Origin of the sequence: Pseudomonas sp. Irchel s3f10 (assembly GCF_900187515.1) — a bacterium.
In the GTDB taxonomy this organism is placed as follows: Bacteria; Pseudomonadota; Gammaproteobacteria; order Pseudomonadales; family Pseudomonadaceae; genus Aquipseudomonas; species Aquipseudomonas tensinigenes.
The window spans coordinates 764,007-788,589 of record NZ_FYDZ01000002.1; the positions used below are offsets into that span (position 1 = coordinate 764,007).

The 24,583-nt window shown below is 57.9% G+C and carries 22 protein-coding genes; 5 read left to right on the top strand and 17 right to left on the bottom strand.

Annotated elements, in window-relative coordinates; genetic code table 11:
* Positions 1 to 45: 45 nt before the first annotated feature.
* The 4 genes from glmM to rlmE all read right to left on the bottom strand — a co-directional run bounded on the left by glmM (position 46) and on the right by rlmE (position 4,999).
* Positions 46 to 1,383, bottom strand: coding sequence for a phosphoglucosamine mutase (gene glmM, locus CKW17_RS08690; RefSeq protein ID WP_095119529.1), 1,338 nt, complete (start codon positions 1,381 to 1,383; stop codon positions 46 to 48).
* Positions 1,384 to 1,399: 16 nt separating this feature from the next.
* The gene (folP, locus tag CKW17_RS08695) at positions 1,400 to 2,251 is read right to left on the bottom strand and encodes a dihydropteroate synthase (RefSeq protein ID WP_016986500.1); all 852 of its coding nucleotides are present in this window, start codon (positions 2,249 to 2,251) and stop codon (positions 1,400 to 1,402) included.
* 8 nt (positions 2,252 to 2,259) lie between these two features.
* Complete coding sequence (gene ftsH / locus CKW17_RS08700) at positions 2,260 to 4,167, bottom strand: ATP-dependent zinc metalloprotease FtsH (protein ID WP_016986501.1); 1,908 nt, start codon at positions 4,165 to 4,167, stop codon at positions 2,260 to 2,262.
* 202 nt (positions 4,168 to 4,369) lie between these two features.
* A complete protein-coding gene (rlmE, locus tag CKW17_RS08705; RefSeq protein WP_008088328.1) occupies positions 4,370 to 4,999 on the bottom strand; it encodes a 23S rRNA (uridine(2552)-2'-O)-methyltransferase RlmE in 630 nt (209 codons plus the stop codon).
* A gap of 101 nt (positions 5,000 to 5,100) precedes the next feature.
* Between rlmE and CKW17_RS08710 the strand changes: the two genes are divergently transcribed.
* Complete coding sequence (locus CKW17_RS08710; RefSeq protein ID WP_016771761.1) at positions 5,101 to 5,409, top strand: YhbY family RNA-binding protein; 309 nt, start codon at positions 5,101 to 5,103, stop codon at positions 5,407 to 5,409.
* Positions 5,410 to 5,418: 9 nt separating this feature from the next.
* Here the strand turns inward: CKW17_RS08710 and CKW17_RS08715 are convergent, their stop codons facing one another.
* The 8 genes from CKW17_RS08715 to grpE form a co-directional block, all read right to left on the bottom strand.
* The gene (locus CKW17_RS08715) at positions 5,419 to 5,823 is read right to left on the bottom strand and encodes an MFS transporter (RefSeq protein WP_095119530.1); all 405 of its coding nucleotides are present in this window, start codon (positions 5,821 to 5,823) and stop codon (positions 5,419 to 5,421) included.
* A 28-nt stretch (positions 5,824 to 5,851) separates the two neighbouring features.
* Complete coding sequence (greA, locus tag CKW17_RS08720; RefSeq protein WP_064119469.1) at positions 5,852 to 6,328, bottom strand: transcription elongation factor GreA; 477 nt, start codon at positions 6,326 to 6,328, stop codon at positions 5,852 to 5,854.
* Positions 6,325 to 9,546: a carbamoyl-phosphate synthase large subunit gene (gene carB, locus CKW17_RS08725; RefSeq protein WP_007915231.1), complete on the bottom strand. Its 3,222-nt coding sequence runs from the start codon at positions 9,544 to 9,546 to the stop codon at positions 6,325 to 6,327. Before carB ends, greA begins: the two co-directional genes overlap by 4 nt.
* A gap of 126 nt (positions 9,547 to 9,672) precedes the next feature.
* The gene (gene carA, locus CKW17_RS08730; RefSeq protein WP_007915228.1) at positions 9,673 to 10,809 is read right to left on the bottom strand and encodes a glutamine-hydrolyzing carbamoyl-phosphate synthase small subunit; all 1,137 of its coding nucleotides are present in this window, start codon (positions 10,807 to 10,809) and stop codon (positions 9,673 to 9,675) included.
* 257 nt (positions 10,810 to 11,066) lie between these two features.
* Positions 11,067 to 11,873 carry a 4-hydroxy-tetrahydrodipicolinate reductase gene (dapB, locus tag CKW17_RS08735; protein WP_038357479.1) on the bottom strand — a complete coding sequence of 269 codons (807 nt, stop codon included), beginning with the start codon at positions 11,871 to 11,873 and terminating at the stop codon, positions 11,067 to 11,069.
* 9 nt (positions 11,874 to 11,882) lie between these two features.
* Complete coding sequence (dnaJ, locus tag CKW17_RS08740; RefSeq protein WP_016986506.1) at positions 11,883 to 13,007, bottom strand: molecular chaperone DnaJ; 1,125 nt, start codon at positions 13,005 to 13,007, stop codon at positions 11,883 to 11,885.
* Between the two features lie 297 nt (positions 13,008 to 13,304).
* The gene (gene dnaK / locus CKW17_RS08745; protein ID WP_095119531.1) at positions 13,305 to 15,221 is read right to left on the bottom strand and encodes a molecular chaperone DnaK; all 1,917 of its coding nucleotides are present in this window, start codon (positions 15,219 to 15,221) and stop codon (positions 13,305 to 13,307) included.
* Between the two features lie 102 nt (positions 15,222 to 15,323).
* Entirely contained in the window at positions 15,324 to 15,890 is a 567-nt protein-coding gene (gene grpE, locus CKW17_RS08750; protein WP_007915219.1) for a nucleotide exchange factor GrpE, read from the bottom strand.
* Between the two features lie 240 nt (positions 15,891 to 16,130).
* On the opposite strand from grpE, the gene recN reads away from it, so the two are divergent.
* Entirely contained in the window at positions 16,131 to 17,804 is a 1,674-nt protein-coding gene (gene recN, locus CKW17_RS08755; protein ID WP_095119532.1) for a DNA repair protein RecN, read from the top strand.
* Between the two features lie 74 nt (positions 17,805 to 17,878).
* Here the strand turns inward: recN and fur are convergent, their stop codons facing one another.
* Entirely contained in the window at positions 17,879 to 18,283 is a 405-nt protein-coding gene (gene fur, locus CKW17_RS08760; RefSeq protein WP_016771770.1) for a ferric iron uptake transcriptional regulator, read from the bottom strand.
* Between the two features lie 97 nt (positions 18,284 to 18,380).
* On the opposite strand from fur, the gene CKW17_RS08765 reads away from it, so the two are divergent.
* On the top strand, positions 18,381 to 18,908 hold the full coding sequence (locus CKW17_RS08765; protein WP_007915215.1) for an outer membrane protein assembly factor BamE: 528 nt from the start codon (positions 18,381 to 18,383) through the stop codon (positions 18,906 to 18,908).
* A 60-nt stretch (positions 18,909 to 18,968) separates the two neighbouring features.
* On the opposite strand, the gene CKW17_RS08770 is transcribed toward CKW17_RS08765, so the two are convergent.
* Genes CKW17_RS08770 through CKW17_RS08780 form a run of 3 tightly spaced genes read right to left on the bottom strand, consistent with a single transcriptional unit; the run spans position 18,969 to position 21,121 of the window.
* Positions 18,969 to 19,283 (bottom strand): RnfH family protein, encoded by a 315-nt coding sequence (locus CKW17_RS08770; protein ID WP_095119533.1) that lies wholly within the window; start codon positions 19,281 to 19,283, stop codon positions 18,969 to 18,971.
* Positions 19,276 to 19,710 carry a type II toxin-antitoxin system RatA family toxin gene (locus tag CKW17_RS08775; RefSeq protein ID WP_095119535.1) on the bottom strand — a complete coding sequence of 145 codons (435 nt, stop codon included), beginning with the start codon at positions 19,708 to 19,710 and terminating at the stop codon, positions 19,276 to 19,278. Before CKW17_RS08775 ends, CKW17_RS08770 begins: the two co-directional genes overlap by 8 nt.
* 7 nt (positions 19,711 to 19,717) lie before the next feature.
* Positions 19,718 to 21,121, bottom strand: a complete 1,404-nt coding sequence (locus CKW17_RS08780) for a sodium-dependent transporter (RefSeq protein WP_095119536.1) — start codon at positions 21,119 to 21,121, stop codon at positions 19,718 to 19,720.
* 119 nt (positions 21,122 to 21,240) lie between these two features.
* Between CKW17_RS08780 and smpB the strand changes: the two genes are divergently transcribed.
* Entirely contained in the window at positions 21,241 to 21,723 is a 483-nt protein-coding gene (gene smpB, locus CKW17_RS08785) for an SsrA-binding protein SmpB (RefSeq protein ID WP_008088297.1), read from the top strand.
* Between the two features lie 119 nt (positions 21,724 to 21,842).
* Here smpB and CKW17_RS08790 read toward each other — a convergent pair whose 3' ends face one another.
* Positions 21,843 to 22,610, bottom strand: a complete 768-nt coding sequence (locus tag CKW17_RS08790; RefSeq protein WP_007915207.1) for an FCD domain-containing protein — start codon at positions 22,608 to 22,610, stop codon at positions 21,843 to 21,845.
* A gap of 262 nt (positions 22,611 to 22,872) precedes the next feature.
* Between CKW17_RS08790 and CKW17_RS08795 the strand changes: the two genes are divergently transcribed.
* Positions 22,873 to 24,567, top strand: coding sequence for a lactate permease LctP family transporter (locus tag CKW17_RS08795; protein WP_095119538.1), 1,695 nt, complete (start codon positions 22,873 to 22,875; stop codon positions 24,565 to 24,567).
* The last annotated feature ends 16 nt before the right edge of the window (positions 24,568 to 24,583 follow it).

Genomic DNA, 24,583 nt, shown 5'->3' on the forward strand with positions numbered 1-24,583 from the left:
GTGGGCGCAGATGTTACCCAACACAATCATGGCTTGCAAGCCGTATCAGGCAGAAACTTCAGTTACCAGTTTTGCCAGCTCTTCGGCGTAGTTGCGAACAAGGGTTTCGTCCTCGCCTTCGACCATTACGCGCACCAGAGGCTCTGTCCCGGACTTGCGCAAAAGCACGCGACCGCGGCCAGCCATTGCCTGAGTAACACGCGCACTGGCCTCCTTGACAGCCGGGTGTTCCAGCGGGCTTTCGCCACCACCAAAACGCACATTGATCAGAACCTGAGGGCACTTGCGCAAGGCCTGCCGGGTCTGTGCGAGACCTTCATTACGCGCCTTGAGCGCCATCAGCACTTGCAACGCTGCGATGATCGCGTCGCCGGTGGTGGTGTGATTGAAGCAAACGATATGCCCCGAGTTTTCACCACCGACCAGCCAATTGCGCTCCAGCAGTTCAGCAATTACATAGCGGTCGCCAACATTGGCACGAATGAATGGGATCGAAAGATCGGCAAGGGCCAACTCCAGACCGAGGTTACTCATCAGAGTACCCACCACCCCACCCTGTAATTTGCCACGTTCATGCAGATCGCGGGCAATGATGAACAGCAGTTCATCACCATCAACGATGGCCCCCGTGTGATCGACCATCAAGACCCGATCACCATCGCCGTCAAAAGCGATCCCCAGATCGGCGTGCTCAGCCAGTACAGCTGCCTGCAACTGGTCCATATGGGTCGAGCCGCAGTTTTCGTTGATATTCAGACCATTGGGCTGGGCCGACAGCACGACAACCTCGGCACCGAGCTCGCGGAAAACACTTGGGGCAACTTTATAGGTCGCGCCATGGGCACAATCGATGACGATCTTGAGACCGGAGAAGTTGGTGCCGGTGGGCACACTGCTCTTGCAGAATTCAATGTAGCGACCAGATGCATCGTTGATTCGTGAAACTTTGCCGATCTTGCTCGACTCGACCACGGTCATTGGAGCATCGAGCAACTCTTCGATCATCAACTCCAGTTCATCGGGCAGCTTGGTGCCTTTGCCGGAGAAGAATTTGATGCCGTTATCATCATGAGGATTGTGCGATGCACTAATCACAATACCGGCCTCAGCCTGAAACGTGCGCGCCAGATAAGCGATGGCCGGCGTCGGCATCGGACCAAGCAGCATTACATCAGCACCAGCCGATGTCAGACCGGCTTCAAGAGCCGACTCGAACATATAACCGGAAATTCGCGTGTCCTTGCCGACCAGCACCTTGCAGGCGCCCATCTTGCGGAACGCCATGCCGGCAGCCCAGCCGAGCTTGAGCATGAAGTCAGGAGTAATCGGGTATTCACCGACGCGACCACGAATGCCGTCAGTACCAAAATATTTCTTGCTCATAAGCGCTCCATCATTCTTATTCGGCTGATTCCACGGCCGCGATCATCCGCACCACATCTACCGTTTCCGCTACATCATGGACGCGCAATATACGCGCACCCTTTACCGACGCCAGCGCTGCCAGGGCCAGCCCACCAAAAAGGCGCTCGCCTACGGGACGATTCAAGGCGTGTCCAATCATGCTTTTTCGCGAAACACCGACCAACAACGGTCGACCCAACGCATGCAGGGCTTCCATATGCTTGAACAAGCTTAGATTGTGCTGCAGGGTTTTGGCGAAGCCGAAGCCAGGGTCGAGAATGATTCGCTCGGCAGGAATACCCGCCGAAGCACACACCGACATCCGCTCGGTGAGAAACTCGCCCACCTCCAGAGTGACATCCTGATACTGCGGATTATCCTGCATATCACCTGGCTCACCCAGCATATGCATCAAACACACCGGCAAACCCGTCGCCGCAGCAGCATCCAGCGCGCCATCACGTTGCAACGATCGCACATCATTGATCAAGCCAGCCCCCAGCCGCGCAGTTTCGCGCATCACGGCTGGCGTGGAGGTATCGACCGAAATAATGACATCGAGCTCGCGATTGATCAGTTCCACGATGGGCGCTACACGCTCCAGCTCTTCCAGCGGCGATACCGCCCGCGCACCGGGTCGAGTGGACTCACCGCCAACATCGATCAACGTCGCACCGGCTGCCACCATGGATTCAGCGTGGCGCAAGGCCGCGTCGAGTTGGCTGTAGCGGCCGCCATCAGAGAAAGAGTCGGGAGTGACATTGAGAATGCCCATGACATGCGTCTGGGCCAAATCAAGAACCCGGTTGCCGCAAGGCAACCGGGTCAGGGACTGTACAGAAGTCATTTCAAACCTTAAACGTCAGCAGCCGGACCGCCAATCGGTGTTTCCGGACGCTCATCCCGAACGACAGGAGGCGGTGGCGTACCGGTGCCGCCCGACCAGTCGCGAGGTTCGCGAGGCGTGCGACCTGCCATGATATCGTCGATTTGCTCGGCATCGATCGTCTCGTACTTCATCAGAGCGTCAGCCATCGCATCGAGCTTGTCACGGTTATCCGTGAGGATCTGCTTGGCCGTGCCGTAGCACTGGTCAATGATGCTGCGTACTTCGGAGTCGATCAGCTTGGCTGTCTCACCAGAGAAGCTGGCAGCCTGACCGCCACCGCCGCGACCGAGGAACACTTCACCCTCTTCTTCGGCATACATCAACGGACCGAGCTTTTCCGACAGACCCCACTTGGTCACCATGTTCCGCGCAATCTGGCTGGCACGCATGATGTCGTTAGAGGCGCCGGTAGTCACACCGTCGAAGCCCAGAGTCATTTCTTCCGCAATTCGGCCGCCGTACAGCGAGCAGATCTGGCTGATCAGCGCGCGCTTGGACAGGCTGTAACGATCTTCTTCCGGCAGGAACATCGTTACACCCAGCGCACGACCGCGCGGAATGATCGACACCTTGTAGACCGGATCATGCTCAGGCACGACGCGACCAACGATGGCGTGGCCAGCTTCGTGATAAGCGGTGTTCTGTTTCTCTTTCTCGGACATGACCATCGATTTGCGCTCGGCGCCCATCATGATCTTGTCTTTCGCCAGCTCGAATTCTTTCATTTCGACGATGCGCTTGCCGCTCCGTGCAGCGAACAGCGACGCTTCGTTGACCAGATTAGCCAGGTCAGCACCGGAGAAGCCCGGAGTACCACGCGCGATAACGGCCGGAGCGACGTCGTCACCCATTGGCACTTTACGCATGTGAACCTTGAGAATCTGCTCGCGACCACGGATATCCGGCAGACCGACGACAACCTGACGGTCGAAACGGCCCGGACGCAGCAGCGCAGGGTCAAGTACGTCAGGACGGTTGGTTGCAGCGATAACAATGATGCCGTCGTTCATTTCGAAGCCATCCATCTCAACCAGCAACTGGTTGAGAGTCTGCTCACGCTCATCGTGACCGCCACCCATGCCAGCGCCACGATGGCGACCGACGGCGTCGATTTCGTCGATAAAGATGATGCAAGGCGCATGCTTCTTCGCCTGCTCGAACATGTCACGAACACGGCTGGCACCGACACCGACAAACATTTCAACGAAGTCAGAACCGGATATGGTGAAGAACGGAACCTTGGCTTCGCCGGCAATCGCCTTGGCCAGCAAGGTCTTACCGGTGCCCGGAGGACCGACCATCAGCACACCTCGAGGGATCCGGCCACCCAGACGCTGGAACTTGCCCGGATCACGGAGGAATTCAACCAGCTCGCCGACTTCTTCCTTGGCTTCGTCGCAACCGGCAACGTCAGCCAATGTGGTTTTCACCTGATCTTCGGAGAGCAGGCGTGCCTTGCTCTTGCCAAAGCTCATCGGCCCGCCCTTGCCACCGGCACCGCCCTGCATCTGGCGCATGAAGAACATGAACACCGCGATGATCACCAGGATCGGGAAGCTGGCCACCAGAAGCTGGGTCCAGATGCTTTGCTGTTCAGGCTGCTTGCCTTCAACCACAACGTGGTTGTCGACCAGATCGCCAATCAGGCCATTGTCCTGAATTGCCGGACGAATGGTCTTGAAGCTGTCGCCATCATTGCGTTTGCCGGTGATTACATAGCCATCAACCGCTACGCGCTCGACCTTGCCATCCTTGACCTGCTGGATGAAGTCGGAATAGTTGAGGGTCTGCGGCTCGTTAGGGCTGGAGAAGTTGTTCATCACCGTCACCAGGACAGCCGCGATGATCAACCACAGGATCAGATTCTTTGCCATATCGTTCAATTAACTACCCTCTGAAGCAAGCTCCGCTACTGGCGCGCGCTTCGCATGATATTCACCGGCCTAACTTACTACATTACCTACGACTCTGGCAGGCGCCGTCTGTAACCCTTTGTGAAACACTTTCTACACAATATTCGTTAATGCTAGCCGGGCGAAATACTAAAAACCTATCACCCCGCACAAAAACCTCGTTTTACTCACTACGCCCGCGATAACCCCAAGCCAGCATGTATTGCTCGCGAGAGCTGCCACGAGAGGAGTCCGGCTTGATCATCTGGATCTTGTCGAACTTCTTGCGGGCATCCTTCAGATAAACATCAAAGCCTTCGCCCTGAAAAATCTTGATCACGAAATTGCCACCCGGCTTGAGGATCCGCTCTGCCAGATCAAGTGCCAGCTCGCAAAGGAACATGGCTTTCGGCATATCCACTTCAGGCGTACCACTCATATTGGGGGCCATATCGGAAATCACAAGGTCTACCTGCGAATTACCGACGGCTTCCAGGATCTGCGCGAGCACCGCGTCCTCGGTGAAGTCGCCCTGGATGAAGGTGACGTCAGGGATGCTGTCCATTTCAAGGATGTCCGAAGCGATCAAGCGCCCCTGACCACCGATCAGCCGGCTAGTCACCTGCGACCAGCCACCGGGCGCAGCACCCAGGTCGACAACGCTCATGCCAGGACGGATCAGCTTGTATTTCTCCTGGACTTCCAGAAGCTTGTAACTCGCACGCGAGCGGTAGCCATCCTTCTGTGCTTGCTTCACATAGGGATCGTTGACATGTCGTTTCAGCCAACCAAGGCTTGTCTTGGAACGCGCCATTGGGCACCTCGATGATTAGGGTCGTGATTAATTGGGCGGATCCACGAACCCTCGGGTAAAATGGCCGCCATTTTACAGAATCCAGACGAAAGGGTCAGATTATGCCGCTCACTCCAGAGCAGAAGAAACAGTACAAATCCATTGGCCACCACCTGAAGCCAGTTTTGACGGTGGCTGACAACGGTTTGACTGAAGGTGTTTTAGCCGAACTTGAACGCGCCTTGGCGGATCACGAGCTGATCAAAATCAAGCTCAACATTCTCGATCGCGAGTCGCGCCTGGCGCATATCGCAGAACTGTGCAAGGTTGGCAAAGCGGACCTGGTACAGGTCATCGGCAAGATGGCACTGGTTTACCGCAAGAACTTCAGCGCCAACAAGCAGCTGTCGAACGTTCATCGCTTCAAGTGATGACAAGGGTCAAGGGTGTGCTTCGCGCACCCTGCCACTCCATCCCGGCACCGGCTGCATCACCAGCACCAGCCCGGAAAAGCCCAGAACCAGATAACTGAACACCTGCCAGCGCTGCGCATCCGGCCAGCCGACACGCACTGCGACAAACATCGCACACGCATACAACGCCATCAACAGCACCTGCCCACGAAAATCCCGCCATAGACTGCCAAGGCCCTCGGCCTGTACCAGCACCAAAGCCTGAAATATCACGCATGCGGCGGCGAAACTCACCACCAGCACTTCAAATGCACTGGCCACTTCATCGATCAGCAGTGGCGCCAGGCCAATCCTGCCCAGCGCCGGCTGCAAACCGAGATGTATCAGCCATAGACCGCCGACCCAAAGCATCTGGGTCAGCTGCCAAAGCATGGCGCCCGCATGCAGCGGGCGCCCTTTTTCAGATGTGACGGACTTCGACAATCTCGTACTCGATCACGCCGCTCGGCGTTTTCACGGCGACCACATCGCCCTCTTCCTTGCCGATCAAGGCACGGGCCAAAGGCGAGCCGACCGAAATCTTGCCGAGTTTGAAGTCAGCCTCATCCTCACCCACGATGTGGTAAGTGACGCTTTCATCGGTCTCGACGTTGGCGATTTCGACGGTAGTACCGAAAATCACTTTGCCGGTGTGCGGAATCGACGTGACGTCAATGATGACCTGATTCTGAATCCGGCCTTCGATATCACGAATCCGCGCTTCGACCATGCCCTGCTGTTCGCGGGCGGCATGGTATTCAGCGTTTTCCTTCAAGTCACCCAACTCGCGGGCCGTACCGATGTCCTGGCTGAGCTTCGGACGGACGACCTTGGTCAGGTGAGCGTGTTCTTCTTCCAGGGCTTTAGCGCCCTGGACAGTCATTGGGTATTTGATCATGCCTTCAATCCTGCGTGTAGATCCTGCAAGCGACGCACGGTCTTTTCCGGACCGAACTTCAACGCTTCACAGATAGCTTCGCCAGCAGCAATGGTGGTGGTGCAATAGATCTTGTGCTGCAAGGCATTACGACGAATGGAGTACGAATCAGCGATCGACTGACGACCTTCGGTGGTGTTGATGATCAGCGTGACTTCGTCATTCTTGATCATGTCGACCACGTGCGGACGACCCTCGGTCACCTTGTTCACACGGCGCACTTTCAGGCCTGCGGCTTCGATCAGCTTGGCAGTGCCGGCAGTGGCGACCACTTCGAAGCCCAAGTTGATCAGATCGCGGGCTACACCTGCAACCAGCGGCTTGTCGTCGTCACGCACGCTGATGAACGCAGTACCGCCGGTTGGCAACACTTCGCTGGCGCCCATCTGGGCTTTGGCGAATGCTTCACCAAAGGTATCGCCGACGCCCATCACTTCACCGGTCGACTTCATTTCTGGGCCGAGGATCGGGTCAACGCCAGGGAATTTGGCGAACGGGAACACCGCCTCTTTCACGCTGTAGAAGTTCGGGATGATTTCTTTGGTGAAGCCGATTTCTTTCAGGGTCTTACCGGCCATCACGCGGGCAGCGATCATCGCCAGGGAGACACCGATGCACTTCGACACGAACGGTACGGTACGGGAAGCGCGCGGGTTGACTTCGATGACGTAGATGTCTTCGCCTTGCAGCGCCAACTGCACGTTCATCAGGCCGACAACGCCCAGTTCCAAGGCCATTTTCTTGACCTGTTCGCGCATCTCGTCCTGGATGTGCGCCGGCAGCGAGTACGGCGGCAGCGAGCACGCGGAGTCACCGGAGTGAACGCCAGCCTGTTCGATGTGCTGCATGATCGCGCCGATGACGACGTCTTTGCCGTCGCAGACCGCATCCACGTCCATCTCGATGGCGCAGTTGAGGAAGTGGTCGAGCAGCACCGGGCTGTCGTTGGACACTTGCACCGCGTCACGCAGGTAACGCTTGAGCTCGTCTTCCTTATAAACGATTTCCATCGCACGGCCGCCCAGCACATAGGACGGGCGCACCACCAGCGGATAACCGATTTTCGCGGCAGCGCGAACTGCTTCGTCTTCGCTGCGAACAGTGGCGTTTGGCGGCTGACGCAGGTTCAGGCGCTCAACCATTTGCTGGAAGCGCTCACGGTCTTCAGCGCGGTCGATGGCGTCAGGGCTGGTGCCGATGATCGGCACGCCGGCGGCTTCCAGAGCACGCGCCAGTTTCAGCGGGGTCTGGCCGCCGTACTGGACGATCACGCCTTTCGGCTTCTCGACACGGCAGATTTCCAGTACGTCTTCCAGGGTTACCGGCTCGAAGTACAGACGGTCGGAAGTGTCGTAGTCGGTGGAAACGGTTTCCGGGTTGCAGTTGACCATGATGGTTTCGTAGCCGTCTTCGCGCAGAGCGAGGGCAGCGTGAACGCAGCAGTAGTCGAACTCGATACCCTGGCCGATACGGTTCGGACCGCCACCCAGAATCATGATCTTGTCGCGGCCCGACGGCGCGGCTTCGCACTCTTCCTCGTACGTCGAGTAGAGGTAAGCGGTATCAGTGGCGAACTCGGCGGCGCAGGTGTCAACGCGCTTGTAGACCGGGAACACTTCCAGCTTCTGACGGTGCGTACGCAGGTTTTTCTCGGTCACGCCCAACAGCTTGGCCAGACGCTGATCGGAGAAGCCTTTGCGCTTGAGCTTGAACATCAGGTCGCGGTCGATAGCGGACAGACCGAGGGTCTTGACCTTCTCTTCTTCCTTGATCAGATCTTCGATCTGCACCAGGAACCACGGATCGATCATGTTCATGCCGAAGATGTCTTCGACCGACAGGCCGGCGCGGAAAGCGTCCGCCACGTACCAGATACGCTCGGCGCCCGGCACGGTCAGTTCGCGCTTGAGCACGCTCATGCTTTCCGGGTTGCTCAGGTCGAGCTTCTCGTCAAGACCGCAAACGCCCACTTCCAGACCGCGCAGAGCTTTCTGCAGGGATTCCTGGAAGGTACGGCCGATGGCCATGACTTCACCAACCGACTTCATCTGAGTGGTCAGGCGTGCGTCAGCCTTGGCGAATTTCTCGAAGGCAAAGCGTGGCAACTTGGTCACGACGTAGTCGATCGACGGCTCGAAGGACGCCGGGGTCTTGCCGCCGGTGATGTCGTTCGACAGTTCGTCGAGGGTGTAGCCCACAGCCAGTTTGGCCGCGACTTTGGCGATCGGGAAACCGGTGGCTTTCGAGGCCAGTGCCGAGGAACGCGATACACGCGGGTTCATTTCGATCACGACCATGCGGCCAGTGTTCGGGCAGATACCGAATTGAACGTTGGAACCGCCAGTCTCGACGCCGATCTCGCGCAGTACCGCCAGGGAGGCGTTACGCAGGATCTGGTATTCCTTGTCGGTCAGGGTTTGCGCAGGAGCCACGGTGATCGAGTCACCGGTGTGCACGCCCATCGGGTCGAAGTTTTCGATCGAGCAGACGATGATGCAGTTGTCCTTTTTGTCGCGGACAACTTCCATCTCATATTCTTTCCAGCCGATCAGCGATTCGTCGATCAGCAGCTCTTTGGTCGGCGACAGGTCCAGACCACGGGCGCAGATTTCTTCGAACTCTTCACGGTTGTACGCGATACCGCCACCGGTGCCGCCCATGGTGAAGGACGGACGGATGATGCACGGGAAGCCGAGGGTTTCGAGAACCGCGTTAGCTTCTTCCATGCTGTGGGCGATACCGGAACGCGGGCACGCCAGACCGATGGATTTCATCGCCTTGTCGAAACGCGAACGGTCTTCAGCCTTGTCGATGGTGTCAGCGTTGGCGCCGATCATTTCTACGCCGAACTTTTCCAGAACGCCTTCGCGTTCCAGGTCCAGGGCGCAGTTCAGAGCGGTCTGGCCGCCCATGGTTGGCAGCACGGCATCCGGACGCTCTTTTTCGATGATCTTGGCAACGGTCTGCCACTTGATCGGCTCGATGTAGGTCGCGTCGGCCATGTCCGGGTCGGTCATGATGGTGGCCGGGTTGGAGTTCACCAGGATGACGCGGTAACCCTCTTCGCGCAGGGCTTTGCAGGCCTGGGCGCCGGAGTAGTCGAATTCGCAGGCCTGGCCGATAACGATCGGGCCAGCGCCGAGAATCAGGATGCTTTTAATGTCTGTACGTTTTGGCATGGGTTTGTCACTCAAATCCGCAGGTCAGTCGGCAAGCCGTCTTGATCGATTTCTGAAGTCCCGAGGGGGCCACCGGTGTCGGGGCCGCCCTCGAGGGGCTTCTCTCTACAGTCTCAAGGCGAACGCTTAGCGTCGCTTGGCCATCTCGTTGATGAAGCGGTCGAACAGTGGCGCGACATCGTTCGGGCCCGGGCTCGCTTCAGGGTGACCCTGGAAGCTGAACGCGCTCTTGTCGGTGCGCTCGATGCCTTGCAGGGTGCCGTCGAACAGCGATTTGTGGATCGCACGCACGTTGGCTGGCAGGGTTTCTTCGTCTACCGCGAAACCGTGGTTCTGGCTGGTGATCATCACCACGCCAGTGTCCAGATCCTGCACCGGGTGGTTGGCACCGTGGTGGCCGTGGCCCATTTTCAGAGTCTTGGCGCCGGAGGCCAGAGCCAGCAGTTGGTGGCCGAGGCAGATGCCGAATACCGGAATTTCGGTTTCCAGCACTTCCTTGATCGCCTTGATCGCGTAGTCGCATGGCTCCGGATCACCAGGGCCGTTGGACAGGAACACGCCGTCCGGCTTCAGTGCCAGCACATCAGCGGCTGGCGTCTGGGCAGGCACCACGGTGACGCGGCAACCGCGCTCGACCAGCATGCGCAGGATGTTGACCTTGACGCCGTAGTCGTAGGCAACCACATGGTAAGGCAGCTCGGAGGCATCGATGGTCGCGTGGCTGTCGGTCTTCAGATCCCAGACAGTCGAGCGCCATTCGTATTGAGTCTTGGTGCTGACGACTTTCGCCAGATCCATGCCCTTCAGGCCCGGAAAGCCTTGCGCCGCGGCGATTGCCGCTTCTTCGGAGATGTTGTCGCCGGCCATGATGCAGCCGTTCTGAGCGCCTTTTTCACGCAGGATGCGGGTCAGGCGACGGGTGTCGATACCGGCGATGGCCACAACATTGTTGGCTTTCAGGTAGTCGGACAGGGACATCGTGTTACGCCAGTTGCTCGCTACCAGCGGCAGGTCACGGATAACCAGGCCAGCGGACCAGACGCGATCGGACTCGGCATCTTCCGGCGTGGTGCCGGTGTTGCCGATGTGCGGGTAAGTCAGGGTAACGATCTGTTGGGCGTAGGAAGGATCGGTAAGGATTTCCTGATAGCCGGTCATTGCGGTGTTGAACACCACCTCACCAACGGTTTGACCGTCGGCACCAATGGCTTCGCCGCGAAAAATGCTGCCATCAGCAAGGGCAAGTATGGCTGGCTTAGTCAAGAAGACCTCCCGTAAATAACGCATGAAAGGGCGATCGCAGGTTGTAAAAAAGCGGAGTGACGTATGGACACGTCACCCCGCTTCTTCACTGAATTATTCTGCGCGCTTTTAGTGGACACACTAAAGCTGTAGCTTACAGAAAAAGGCTTTTTTGGTCCACCGCTAAAGAGCCGAAAAGGCCGGAGAATGCGACAGGTCGTCGCCAAGCGGAGAAAAACCAGCGCAAACAGGGCGTTTGCGCCGGGTTCAGCAGTGTATCAACGCAGGTCGAGCACGTCTTGCATGTCGTACAGACCCGGCTCGCGACCGTCCAGCCACAGGGCGGCACGCACCGCACCCTTGGCGAACGTCATGCGGCTCGACGCCTTGTGCGTGATCTCCAGACGCTCACCTTCGCAGGCGAACAGTACGGTGTGATCACCCACCACATCACCACCGCGCACGGTAGCGAAGCCAATGGTTTCACGCTCACGAGCACCGGTATGACCCTCACGCCCGTAAACCGCAACTTTCTGCAGATCACGATCCAGCGCACTGGCGATCACTTCACCCATACGCAACGCCGTACCCGACGGCGCATCGATCTTGTGACGGTGATGCGCTTCGATAATTTCGATATCGGCATCGTCGCCCAGCACGCGCGCGGCCATATCCAGCAGCTTCAGCGACAGATTGACGCCGACACTGAAGTTGGCCGCGAAGACGATAGGAATGTCCTTGCCCGCCTCGACCAGCAACTGCTTCTGCGCAGCGTCCAGACCGGTGGTGCCGATGACCATCGCCTTGCCGGCCTTGCGGCAGAACGCGAGGTTTTTCAGCATCACTTCCGGCAGGGTGAAGTCGATCAATACATCGAACTCTTCAGCCACCGCCTCGATATGCCCGGACAACGGCACGCCGATGCGACCCAGCGAGGCCAGCTCACCGGCATCGACGCCGATCAGCGTGCTGCCGGGACGAACCACGGCCGCAGTCAAACCGGTCAGCGGCGCGCGCTGCTGCACGGCTTCGACCAGAATCTTGCCCATGCGCCCAGCAGCGCCCATCACAGCTATACGTCGCATGCCGACTCCTTACAGATCGCCGAAGAAGCGCTTCACACCGTCGAACCAACCGGTGGTTTTCGGCGAGTGGCTATTGTCGTCAGCCAGCGAGCTGCGGAACTCTTCCAGCAATTCGCGCTGACGACGATTCAGATTGACCGGCGTCTCGACTGCCACACGGCACATCAAGTCGCCTGCACCACCGCCACGCACCGGCGCCACGCCTTTGCCGCGCACACGGAACTGCTTGCCGGTCTGGGTTCCTTCAGGGATTTTCAGTTTGACGCGACCGTCGAGGGTCGGAATTTCCAGCTCGCCGCCCAGCGCCGCGTCGACGAAGCTGATCGGCACTTCACAGAACAGATGCTTGCCGTCACGCTGAAAGATGTCGTGCTCGCGGACATTGATGACCACATACAGGTCGCCCGTCGGACCACCTTGCGTGCCCGCCTCGCCTTCGCCGGACAGACGAATGCGGTCGCCGGTATCGACGCCAGCCGGCACTTTGACCGACAGGGTTTTGTACTCTTCAACGCGGCCGTCACCGTGGCAGGAGTCGCACGGATCGGAAATGATCTTGCCCTGGCCATGGCAACGCGGGCAGGTTTGCTGCACCGAGAAGAAGCCTTGCTGCATACGCACCTGACCGATGCCACCGCAGGTCGGGCACGTCGATGGCGACGAGCCTTTCTTCGCGCCAGAGCCATCGCAAGGTTTACAGTTGACCAATGTCGGAACGCGGATATTCACCGACGTGCCGCGCACCGCTTCTTCCAGATTCAGTTCCAGGGTGTAGCGCAAGTCGCTACCACGCTGAGCGCCGCCACGGGAACCGCCGCGACCGCCACCGAAGAAATCACTGAAGACATCACCAAAGATGTCCGAGAAATTCTGACCGCCGAAACCGGCACCGCCGCCACCCATGCTCGGGTCGACACCGGCATGACCGTACTGGTCGTACGCCGCACGCTTGCTCGAGTCGGACAGCACTTCATAGGCCTCGTTGGCCTCTTTGAACATTTCTTCCGACGCTTTGTCATCGGGATTACGGTCCGGGTGGTGCTTCATCGCCAGACGACGGTAAGCCTTCTTCAGGTCCGCATCGCTTGAGCCGCGCTCAACACCCAACACTTCGTAATAGTCACGCTTTGCCATAAGTCTTCTGCACTCTTGAGGACGTTCGGCAAACCCCTCCTGAGGATGGCCAAACTCGTTGAGCCCCAATACAGGCCCGGACCCAACTCACGTCAATTCAACGATCCTGGTCTTTGTTTCTTGCGGTACTTGCGGCACGAAAAGCAGGAGCATTCCCGGCCATACCGCCAACACGCGAGGCTTGTCGCATGCTGTAAAAATTCGCGTATTCCAGATACGCCAACGCGGGAGCTAGCTCCCGCGCGGCGACATCCTACCAGTCACTGCCTGAAGGCAGTCAACCGGCCGACCAACAACTTACTTGTGGTCTTTGACTTCTTCGAACTCTGCATCGACAACGTCGTCAGCCTTCTCAGCCGATTCGCCTTGCGGGGCTGCGCCATCAGCTGGCTGAGCCTGTTCGGCGTACATCTTCTGAGCAACCGGAGCGGAGACTTTCGACAGCTCCTCAACCTTGGCGTCGATGGCAGCCTTGTCGTCGCCTTTGACAGCTACTTCCAGAGCAGCCACAGCCGCTTCGATCGCAGTCTTCTCTTCGGCGGTGACCTTGTCGCCCGCGTCAGCGATCATTTTGCGCGTCGAGTGAACCAGTGCGTCACCCTGGTTACGGGCAGCGGCCAGCTCTTCGAACTTGCGGTCTTCCTCAGCGTTGGCTTCGGCGTCACGCACCATGCGCTCGATTTCTTCGTCGGACAGACCGGAGTTGGCCTTGATCACGATCGACTGGGTCTTGCCGGTAGCCTTGTCTTTCGCACCAACGTGCAGAATGCCGTTAGCGTCGATGTCGAAGGTCACTTCGATCTGCGGCACGCCACGTGGGGCAGGTGGAATGTCGGCCAGGTCGAACTTGCCCAGGGACTTGTTCTGAGTGGCTTGCTTACGCTCGCCCTGCAGCACGTGAATGGTCACAGCGCCCTGGTTGTCGTCGGCAGTCGAGAACACTTGCGATTTCTTGGTAGGAATCGTGGTGTTTTTCTCGATCAGCGCGGTCATCACGCCACCCATGGTTTCGATACCCAGGGTCAGCGGGCTGACGTCGAGCAGCAGAACGTCTTTCACGTCACCGGCCAGAACAGCACCCTGAATCGCGGCACCCATGGCAACAGCTTCGTCTGGGTTAACGTCTTTACGAGCTTCTTTACCGAAGAAATCGGTAACCAGCTTCTGCACCAGCGGCATACGGGTCTGACCACCGACCAGAATCACGTCGTTGATCGCGCCAACGTCCAGACCAGCGTCTTTCATGGCGATGCGGCAAGGTTCGATGGTGCGCTGAACCAGGTCTTCAACCAGTGCTTCCAGCTTGGCACGCGAGATCTTCACGTTCAGGTGCTTAGGACCGGTCGCGTCTGCAGTGATGTACGGCAGGTTGACGTCGGTCGACTGAGCGGACGACAGCTCGATCTTGGCTTTCTCAGCGGCTTCTTTCAGGCGCTGCATGGCCAGCGGATCACCTTTGAGGTTCATGCCGCTTTCTTTCTTGAATTCGTCAACGAGGTAGTCGATCAGACGAATATCGAAGTCTTCACCGCCGAGGAACGTGTCACCGTTGGTGGCCAGAACTTCGAACTGGTGCTCGCCATCAACTTCAGCAATCTCGATCACGGAAACGTCGAAAGTACCACCACCCAGGTCATAAACGATCACGGTGTGATCGCCCTTGGCCTTGTCCATACCGTAAGCCAGAGCGGCTGCGGTCGGTTCGTTGATGATACGTTTTACGTCCAGACCCGCGATGCGGCCGGCATCTTTGGTCGCCTGACGCTGGCTGTCGTTGAAGTAGGCCGGAACGGTGATCACCGCTTCAGTCACGGTCTCGCCGAGGTAGTCTTCGGCGGTCTTCTTCATCTTTTTCAGGATTTCAGCCGAGATTTGTGGCGGTGCCATTTTCTGGCCGTTCACTTCAACCCAGGCGTCGTTGTTGTCAGCCTTGACGATCTTGTAAGGGACCATCTGGATGTCTTTCTGCACAACTTCTTCGTCGAAACGACGACCGATCAGACGCTTTACCGCGTACAGAGTGTTGTGCGGGTTGGTCACAGCCTGACGCTTGGCCGACTGACCTACCAGAATTTCGCCATCGTTGGCGTAAGCGATGATCGACGGCGTGGTACGCGCGCCTTCAGCGTTTTCGATAACTTTTGCTTTGCCGTTTTCCAGCACGGAGACGCAGGAGTTGGTAGTCCCCAGGTCGATACCGATAATTTTGCCCATGTTAACTCTCCCGAAACTTTGGATTTTTTTGCCGCAGCAGTGGTGGCTAACTGCGGTAATACTTAAACGCTTGACTTCTAAATGGGGGCCTTGCGGCTAATTTCAAGCCTTCTCGTCAATCGAAGGCGAAATTGGCGCAGGCGCCTTGCTGACCACAACCATGGCCGGACGCAGCAGGCGACCGTTGAGCTGGTAGCCCTTCTGGAACACCTTCAGAACGCTGTTCGGTTCTACGTCGGCGCTTTCCTGCATGGCCATCGCCTGATGCTGAACGGCGTTGAACGGCTCGCCATGCGGGTCGATCGCTTCCAGCTGATAACGCTTGAGGGTGTCATGGAACATTTTCAGCGTCAGCTCGATGCCTTCGCGCATCGGACGGATGCTTTCGTCGTCCGGGTTCGACAGCTCGAGGCCGCGCTCCAGGCTGTCGACGATCGGCAACAGGTCGCCGGCGAATTTTTCCAGGGCAAACTTGTGCGCCTTCTCGACGTCCTGCTCAGCACGGCGACGGACGTTCTGCAGATCGGCAGCAACACGCAGAGACTGATCCTGCGCGGCGGCCAATTGCTCTTCGAGCACTTGTACACGGGTCGCCAGGTCATCACCCGAACCTTCGGGCGCCTGATTGGCTTCTGGGTTTTGCGTATCTACTGTCTGTTCGTCAGCCATAGAATTCTCCTTTCAATTTCGTCCGCGAGCCTGACTCGCGCTTCTGCCCCGATATATGGGGCCGCAAAATCAGGCTTCAAGGGCCTTCAAACATTAACCCTACAAAAAAGTGTCGAATCTTCATTCCTCAATGCGCTAAGCAGATTTTCGGTTCAAGCAAATCGACCTAAGGGAGGGCATTGTCAGCGCGAAACAAAACACTGTATAAATAACCAGACCTTTAGCTTGGGAGCGGCCTTTATGCTGGTGCACCTGTCCGTACATAACTACGCCATCGTTGAACATCTCGATCTCGAACTTGATCGCGGGATGAGCGTGATCACGGGTGAAACCGGCGCCGGCAAGTCGATCATGCTCGATGCGCTGGGCCTGACCCTCGGTGATCGTGCCGACAGCGGCGTGGTGCGCCCCGGCGCCGACAAGGCCGACATCCTCGCGACCTTCGATCTGGCGGACATCCCTGAAGCCAGCGCATGGCTGGCCGAGCGCGATCTGGAGACCGATGGCCCGTGCATTCTGCGCCGGGTGATCACCTCGGAAGGTCGTTCACGCGGCTACATCAACGGCACCCCCTGCCCGCTCGGCGACCTCAAGTCATTGGGCGAGTTGTTGATCGATATCCACAGCCAGCATGAACACCAGTCCCTGCTGAAAACCGATACCCATCGTCGCTTGCTGGACGAGTACGCCGGCGCTACCGACCTGGCCCGCCAGGTTCAGCTCGCCGCCCAGCGCTGGCGCCAGACTCGTCAGGAGCTGGAGCGTCTCTCCAATTCCGGCGACGAACAACGCGCGCGCCACCAATTGCTGAGCTATCAACTCGAAGAGTTGGAAAACCTCGGCCTGGGTGACAACGAGTTGGAGCAACTGGAGCAGGAACACAAAAACCTGACCAACGCCGAGACGCTGCTGGGCATTTGCCGGCAAGTGGTCGAGCAATGCAGCGAGAGCGATTCCGGCAATGTGCTGAACGCGCTGACCGCCAGCCTTAATCGCCTGTCGAGCGTGAACAATTCCGTTGGCGCACTGGGCGAAGCCAGCAGTTTGCTCACCAGCGCACAGATTCAGGTAGAAGAAGCCGTTGGCGAACTCAATCGCTTCCTCGATAACTTCGATGCCGATCCAGCGCGCCTGCAATATCTGGAAGAACGCCTCGACGCTATCTATACCCTGGCACGCAAACACCGGATTCAACCCACCGAAGTCGGCGAAATGCAGCAGAAATTGCTGGATGAGATCGAAACCCTCAACGCCAATGACGAATCCATTGAGCGCCTGGGTGAGGAACTGGCCTCCTATGCCCGCCACTATCAGGAGAAGGCACGGGAGCTGAGCGATTTGCGGCATCGTGCTGCCGGCAGCCTCGCCAGCGCGGTGGAGCAGGAGATTCAGCGACTGGGCATGCCCGGTGGGCGCTTCACCATTGAGTTGCGCGCCAACTGCAGCGACGAACTGCTACCTAATGGACTGGAACAGGTTGAACTGCTGGTCAGCGCTAACCCCGGCCAACCGTTGAAGGCGCTGGCGAAAGTGGCATCCGGTGGCGAGTTGTCACGGATAAGCCTGGCTATTCAGGTCATCACCGCGCAAACGTCTCGTGTGCCAACATTGGTATTCGACGAAGTCGACGTAGGCATCGGCGGCCCGACCGCTGAAATCGTCGGCCAGTTATTGCGCCGCCTCGGCGAGCGCGGCCAGGTACTGACAGTGACTCACCTGCCCCAAGTAGCGGCGCAAGGGCATCAACATTTATTCGTACACAAGGTTCGGGGCGAAGAGGCAACGCACACAGCCGTCTCCAAATTGAGCAAAAATGACCGTATAGAAGAAGTGGCGCGAATGCTCGGCGGCATCGACTTAACCAAGGAGTCCCTGGCCCACGCCAAGAAAATGGTCGTCACCGCAAAAGTTTAAAGATGGCAGAAAGCACGAAGGCGACCCTTGGGTCGCCTTCGCTCGTTTCGCGAACCGAAATTCGCGCGACATGCTTACTTTTTCTTGCGCACGTATAGCACCAGGTTGTGATCAACCATCTCGAAGCCATGCTTCTCGACGATAGACTTCTGAAGTTTTTCGATTTCTTCGTCGAAGAACTCGATGACTTCACCCGACTCCACGTTGACCATATGATCGTGGTGACCACCATCGGCCAATTCGAATACCGCGTGGCCACCGTCGAAATTGTGACGGACCACGAGGCCAGCTGCTTCGAACTGGGTCAGAACACGGTAAACCGTGGCCAGACCGACGTCCTCGCCAGCTTCCATCAACGCCTTATAGACGTCCTCGGCACTCATGTGACGCTGCTCGGTGGAGTCGAGCATTTGCAGGATCTTGACCCGTGGCAGGGTCACTTTAAGGCCGGCTTTGCGTAGTTCGCTATTTTCAACCATGGTCAGCTTTCTCGCGATGCTGCTTCGCAGCTTCTCTTAATGCGGGTATGATCGGCGTTTACGTTGTCCCAGCCAAGATAGTGGAAGTCGCCCACCGATGCAAAACACCAAGCTCTTGCTAACCAGTTTCACCTTTGTGGGACTGCTCGCACTCGCCGGTTGTTCATTCCCCGGGGTTTACAAAATCGACATCCAGCAGGGCAATGTCGTCACGCAGGACATGATAGACCAGTTACGCCCGGGAATGACCCGGCCGCAAGTACGGTTTATTATGGGTAACCCTCTGCTTGTCGACACGTTCCATGCCGATCGCTGGGATTATCTGTACAGCCTGCAACCGGGTGGCGGTGAACGCCAACAGGAACGCATCAGCGTTATTTTCAACTCAAACGACCAGCTTGTCAGCCTGTCCGGTGACTTCATGCCGGGCGTAAGCCGTGACGAAGCCATTCTCGGCAAGGACAGTGGCACCACCGTGACCGCTCCTGCTGAAAACGCCGAGAAGCCAACACCGGAAAAACCGGTGAAGCCAGGTTCCTTGCTGGATCAGATCCAGAAGGACGTCGATGGTGTAGAAACCGTTCCGGTTCCGACACCAGAGCCGCTGGACACCTCGCCGCAATAATTTGCGAGGCAATAAAAAACCCGGAAATTCCGGGTTTTTTATTGCCTGCGATTTGGTTTGTTATGCGTTTCGAGCCTTGGCTTCAGCTGCTTTCGCCGCACGCAAACGGCGAACCTCTTTTGGATCGGCCAGCAATGGGCGGTAAATCTCGACGCGCTCCCCCGCCTGAATTACCCGCGAATCCGGATCAGCAACCACTTTGCCAAAAATGCCCAATGGACACTCCGCCAGATTCAGCTCAGGAAACTCGCTACCAATACCCGATGCAAGCACCGCAGCCCGCACCGTTGCGCCGTCATTTACGCTAACCGAGCGCAAAACCTGACGATCCACGGCCGCGTACACCACCTCTATCTCGATCACTGGCTCAACCATGCATCTGCTTGGCGCGCTGACAGAACGCGTCCACCAGCGTATTGGCGGCCTGATTGAACAGCGGCCCCAACGTCGCGCGCACCAAGGGCCCGGCATAGTCGAACGACAGATCCAGGCTGATCTTGCAGGCTTTCTCGTTCAACACCTTGAACACCCAGACACCGTGCAGTTGATTGAACGGCCCTTCTTCCAGGTTCATTTCGATCGACTGCCCCGGCACCAGCGCATTACGCGTCACGAAATGCTGACTGAGCCCGCCCTTGGCCACGCCAACACTGGCGCGCATATGTTCCGGCGAACTTTCCAGCACTTCAGCGGAGGAGCACCACGGCAGAAACTCCGGGTAGCGCGCGACGTCGTTGACCAGGTCGTAGAGAAACTGCGCCGGGTACGGCAGCAATGCCGATCGTTGAATATGTGTCGTCATGTGAGCGTTACTTCCAGAGCTGAGCGGCAAACACTACAAGAATGCCGATGGGCGCCACGTAGCGCATCAAAAACAAGGATAGGGCGAACAGTGCCGGGTTGCGGATCGACAACTCGTCGCGTACCGCTTCACGCCCCATCACCCATCCAGCAAACAGCACGAAACACAGGCCACCGAGCGGCAACATGATCCGCGAGGTGAAGAAATCGATCACGCCAAAGAAGTCCAGACCGCTCTGCGCACCCCATTGGTAGAGGTGGAACATCCCGCCTTCGTTCACGAAAAATTTGGCTTCTTTCCAGATATTGAAGGAGAACACTGTGCCCAGACCAACGAACCAGCAGATGAACGCCAGCCAGAAAGTAACCCAGGCGCGGCTGACTTTGGTGCGCTCAACCAGATAGGCAACCATTGGTTCCAGCAGGGAGATTGCCGAACTCCAGGCTGCAATCGCCACCAGCACAAAGAACACCACACCCATCAGTTGGCCGAAGGCCACATTACCAAAGGCAAATGGCAGACTGACGAACATCAGGCCAGGCCCCTCGCTAGGATTCAGGCCTCCAGCAAACACAATCGGGAACAACGCCAGACCGGCGACCAGCGACACGAAGGTATCGAGCAGTGCCACGCCGACAACTGTACCGGACAACGAAGAGGTCTTTGGCATATAAGCGCCGTAGATCATGATCGAGCCGACACCGACGCTCAGCGAGAAGAACGCGTGCCCCATCGCTGGCAGCAAGCCGTCGAGGACTTTTTCCGGGTGAAAGTCGAACATGAAATGCACGCCTTCCATGAAATGCCCGGTGGTCATGCTGTAACCCAGCAATACCAGGATCATCACGAACAGCAGCGGCATCATGATGCGCAAGCTGCGCTCAAGCCCGGCGACCACGCCCTTGGCGATGACGAAGGCCGACAGCAGCATGAAAATCGTATGCCAAAGTGTCAGGCGCCATGGATTAGAGATGACATTGCCGAAATAGGCGCCGACCTGATCGGCCGTCGCGCCCTGGAAGTCGCCGCGCCCCATGTCGACGATGTAATCCAGCGACCAGCCGCCGACCACACTGTAGAAAGACAGGATCAGCAATGCCGTGATCATCCCGGCAAATGCGCCCCACGACCACTTGCCCGAGTGCCCGGCTTCCAGCGCCAGCACCTTCAAGGCGTTCGCCGGACTTTGCCGGGCGCGCCGGCCGATCAGGGTTTCAGCAAGCATGACCGGGATGCCGATCAGCGCGATGCACGCCAGAAACATCAGCACGAAGGCACCGCCGCCGTAGACCCCGACCATGTAGGGGAACTTCCAGATACTACCCAGTCCCACGGCCGAACCGGTCGCGGCGAGTATGAATACCCAGCGGCTAGCCCAACTGCCGTGGACAGAAACCTTGTCTGTCGACATCGTTTATCACGCCCAAGCGTTAGAAAAAGAGGCCGCATTGTCCGGGATTCACTCAACCTGCTCAAGCACGCAGCATCACCGTAGCCGACAGCCGTTTATCTCCATATAATGCCGCCCCTATGGCTAAACAGAAGAAACACCCAACAGGGACCATCGCGCAGAACAAAAAGGCGCGACACGATTACTTCATCGAGCATAAGTTCGAGGCTGGTCTGGTCCTGGCCGGCTGGGAAGTAAAAAGTCTGCGGGCAAGCAAGCTACAGCTGGTCGACAGCTATGTCCTGCTCAAGGATGGCGAAGCTTGGTTGCTCGGCAGCCACATCACGCCTCTGATGACCGCAAGCACCCACGTCATCGCCGACCCGGTGCGCACGCGCAAATTGCTGCTCAACCGCCGCGAGCTGGAAAAGCTTGCAGCGATGGTGCAGCAAAAGGGTTACGCCTGCGTCTGCCTGTCCTGGTACTGGAGCAAGCACATGGTCAAGTGCGAGATCGCTCTGGGCAAGGGCAAGAAGGAATACGACAAGCGTGACACCGAGCGCGAACGCGACGCCGGTCGTGAACTGCAGCGTGCCGTGCGCAACAAGGGCAAGGAAGATTAATTTCTTCTGCCTTTAGAGCGTATTCGCGAGCAGGCTCGCTCCCACCTTGGAATGCATTTCAAATGTGGGAGCGAGCCTGCTCGCGAAAGCTATTGCACAATCTACACACAAACAACTGATCACATGCCCTTGCGCCGCTCCGCCCGAGCCATGCGCTGAACTTCCTGCCGCACCTCTTCCAGCACTTCCTGCACATACAAAATATGTCGGCTGGAAACCTCACGCGCCTGCTCCGCGCGACCTTCGATAATCGCCAGATACAATTCCCGATGCTGAGTGATCAGCATGTCGCGGGTTTCCGTGCGCTGCTTGTACATGCCGCCGATGTTGGTCACCACGTTACGTTTGAGCAGATCGAACAGCCCGCGAATGGTGTGCAGCAACACCGCGTTATGGCTGGCTTCGGCAATTGCCAGATGGAATTTCGCATCCGCCGCGCCCTCCTCCGCCCGGCTGACTTCATCGTGGCGCGAATAGCAGTCCTGCAGCTCTTCGAACGCTGCGGTCAACCGCTCGCGATCGACATCAGTCGCGCGTAATGCGGCGTAATAGGCGCACGATGCCTCCAGAGTGTGCCGAAATTCCAGAAGATCGCGTTGTGCTTCGGGGTTGCTTTCAAGCAGTTGCAACAGCGGATCGCTGAACGTCGAACCCAGACTTTCCACCACATAATTGCCGCCGCCCTGGCGACTGACCAGCAGCCCTTTGGCCGCCAGTTTCTGAATCGCTTCGCGCAGCGACGGCCGTGATACGCCAAATTGTTCGGCGAGCGTGCGCTCCGCCGGCAGCCGTTCGCCGGACTTCAGCGTGCCCTCAAGGATCATCCCCTCAAGTCGCTCGACAATGTCGTCAGACAAACGGCGCTGACGTATCTGATCAAACCCCATAACTCATTTCTCCACGATCCCGACCGCTCGCCGGGCTCTCTATTCTGGCCTATCGGCGCCTCGCCGACACCTACCAGACGCCACTTGCCGAAACCGGATCAGATGCGCTCTGCACCGCTTGTTCGACAAAAGTTTCAGGGCGACAAATTGACACACCGACATCAAGGCTTTTACCCTAGCCAACAGCGATTGTAAATTGGTCTTACCAATTATCCAAGAACGCTGACAGTGCCTGACCAACAACAATTAGGGGCCACCCCATATGCAAACCTGGCAACAGCTCTACAGCCCGCTCGGCAGTCTCGGCGTATCCGCACTCGCGGCCGTCATCCCCATCGTGTTCTTTTTCCTCGCATTGGCGGTGTTCCGCCTCAAGGGCCATGTGGCCGGGAGCATCACCCTCGCCCTGTCGATTGCCGTGGCAATCTTCGCGTTCCAGATGCCGGTCGACATGGCCTTCGCCGCTGCCGGTTATGGTTTCGCCTACGGTCTGTGGCCGATTGCCTGGATCATTGTCGCGGCGGTGTTCCTCTACAAACTGACGGTGAAAAGTGGTCAGTTCGAGGTCATTCGAAGCTCGGTGTTATCGATTACTGACGACCAGCGCCTGCAAGTTCTGCTGATCGGTTTCTGCTTTGGTGCATTTCTGGAAGGTGCCGCCGGTTTCGGCGCGCCGGTGGCGATTACTGCCGCACTTCTTGTCGGACTGGGCTTCAACCCGCTGTACGCCGCCGGCCTGTGCCTGATCGCCAACACCGCACCGGTGGCGTTTGGTGCCTTGGGGATTCCGATCATTGTTGCCGGGCAAGTCACCGGCATCGACGCGTTCAAGATCGGTGCGATGACTGGTCGCCAGTTGCCACTGCTGTCGCTGTTCGTGCCGTTCTGGCTGGTGTTCATGATGGACGGCCTGCGTGGCGTGCGTGAAACCTGGCCGGCTGCACTGGTCGCGGGCCTGAGCTTTGCCATCACCCAATACTTCACCTCGAACTTCATCGGGCCAGAATTGCCGGACATCACTTCGGCGCTGGCCAGCCTGATCTCGCTGACTCTGTTCCTGAAAATCTGGCAGCCAAAACGCACCGCAGGCGCGCAAATCGCCGGCGCCACATCGAGTGCAGCGATCACCGCCAGCGTCGGCGGTTTCGGTCAGAAACGCACCACCGTGGCTTCGCCTTACAGCCTCGGGGAAATTTTCAAAGCCTGGTCACCGTTCCTGATCCTCACCGTGCTGGTGACCATCTGGACACTGAAGCCTTTCAAGGCGATGTTCGCCGCTGGCGGCTCGATGTACAGCTGGGTGTTCAACTTCGCGATCCCGCACCTTGATCAACTGGTGATCAAAACCGCACCGATCGTGGCTGCTCCAACGGCAATCCCGGCGGTGTTCAAACTTGATCCGATTTCCGCGACCGGCACCGCGATTTTCTTCTCGGCACTGATCTCGATGCTGGTGCTGAAGATCAATTTCAAAACTGGTCTGACCACTTTGAAAGAGACCTTCTACGAACTGCGCTGGCCCATCCTGTCGATCGGCATGGTGTTGGCCTTTGCTTTCGTCACCAACTATTCCGGCATGTCCTCGACCATGGCCTTGGTACTGGCCGGCACTGGCGCGGCTTTCCCGTTCTTCTCGCCATTCCTCGGCTGGCTCGGCGTGTTCCTGACAGGCTCGGATACTTCGTCCAACGCGTTGTTCAGTTCGCTGCAGGCCACCACTGCGCACCAGATCGGCGTCAACGACACCCTGCTGGTCGCAGCGAATACCAGCGGCGGCGTCACCGGCAAAATGATCTCGCCACAATCGATCGCCGTGGCCTGCGCAGCGACTGGCCTGGTCGGCAAAGAATCGGATCTGTTCCGCTTCACCCTCAAGCACAGCCTATTCTTTGCAACGATTGTCGGTCTGATCACTCTGGCTCAGGCCTACTGGTTCACCGGCATGCTGGTCCACTAAACCTACAAGAAGCATG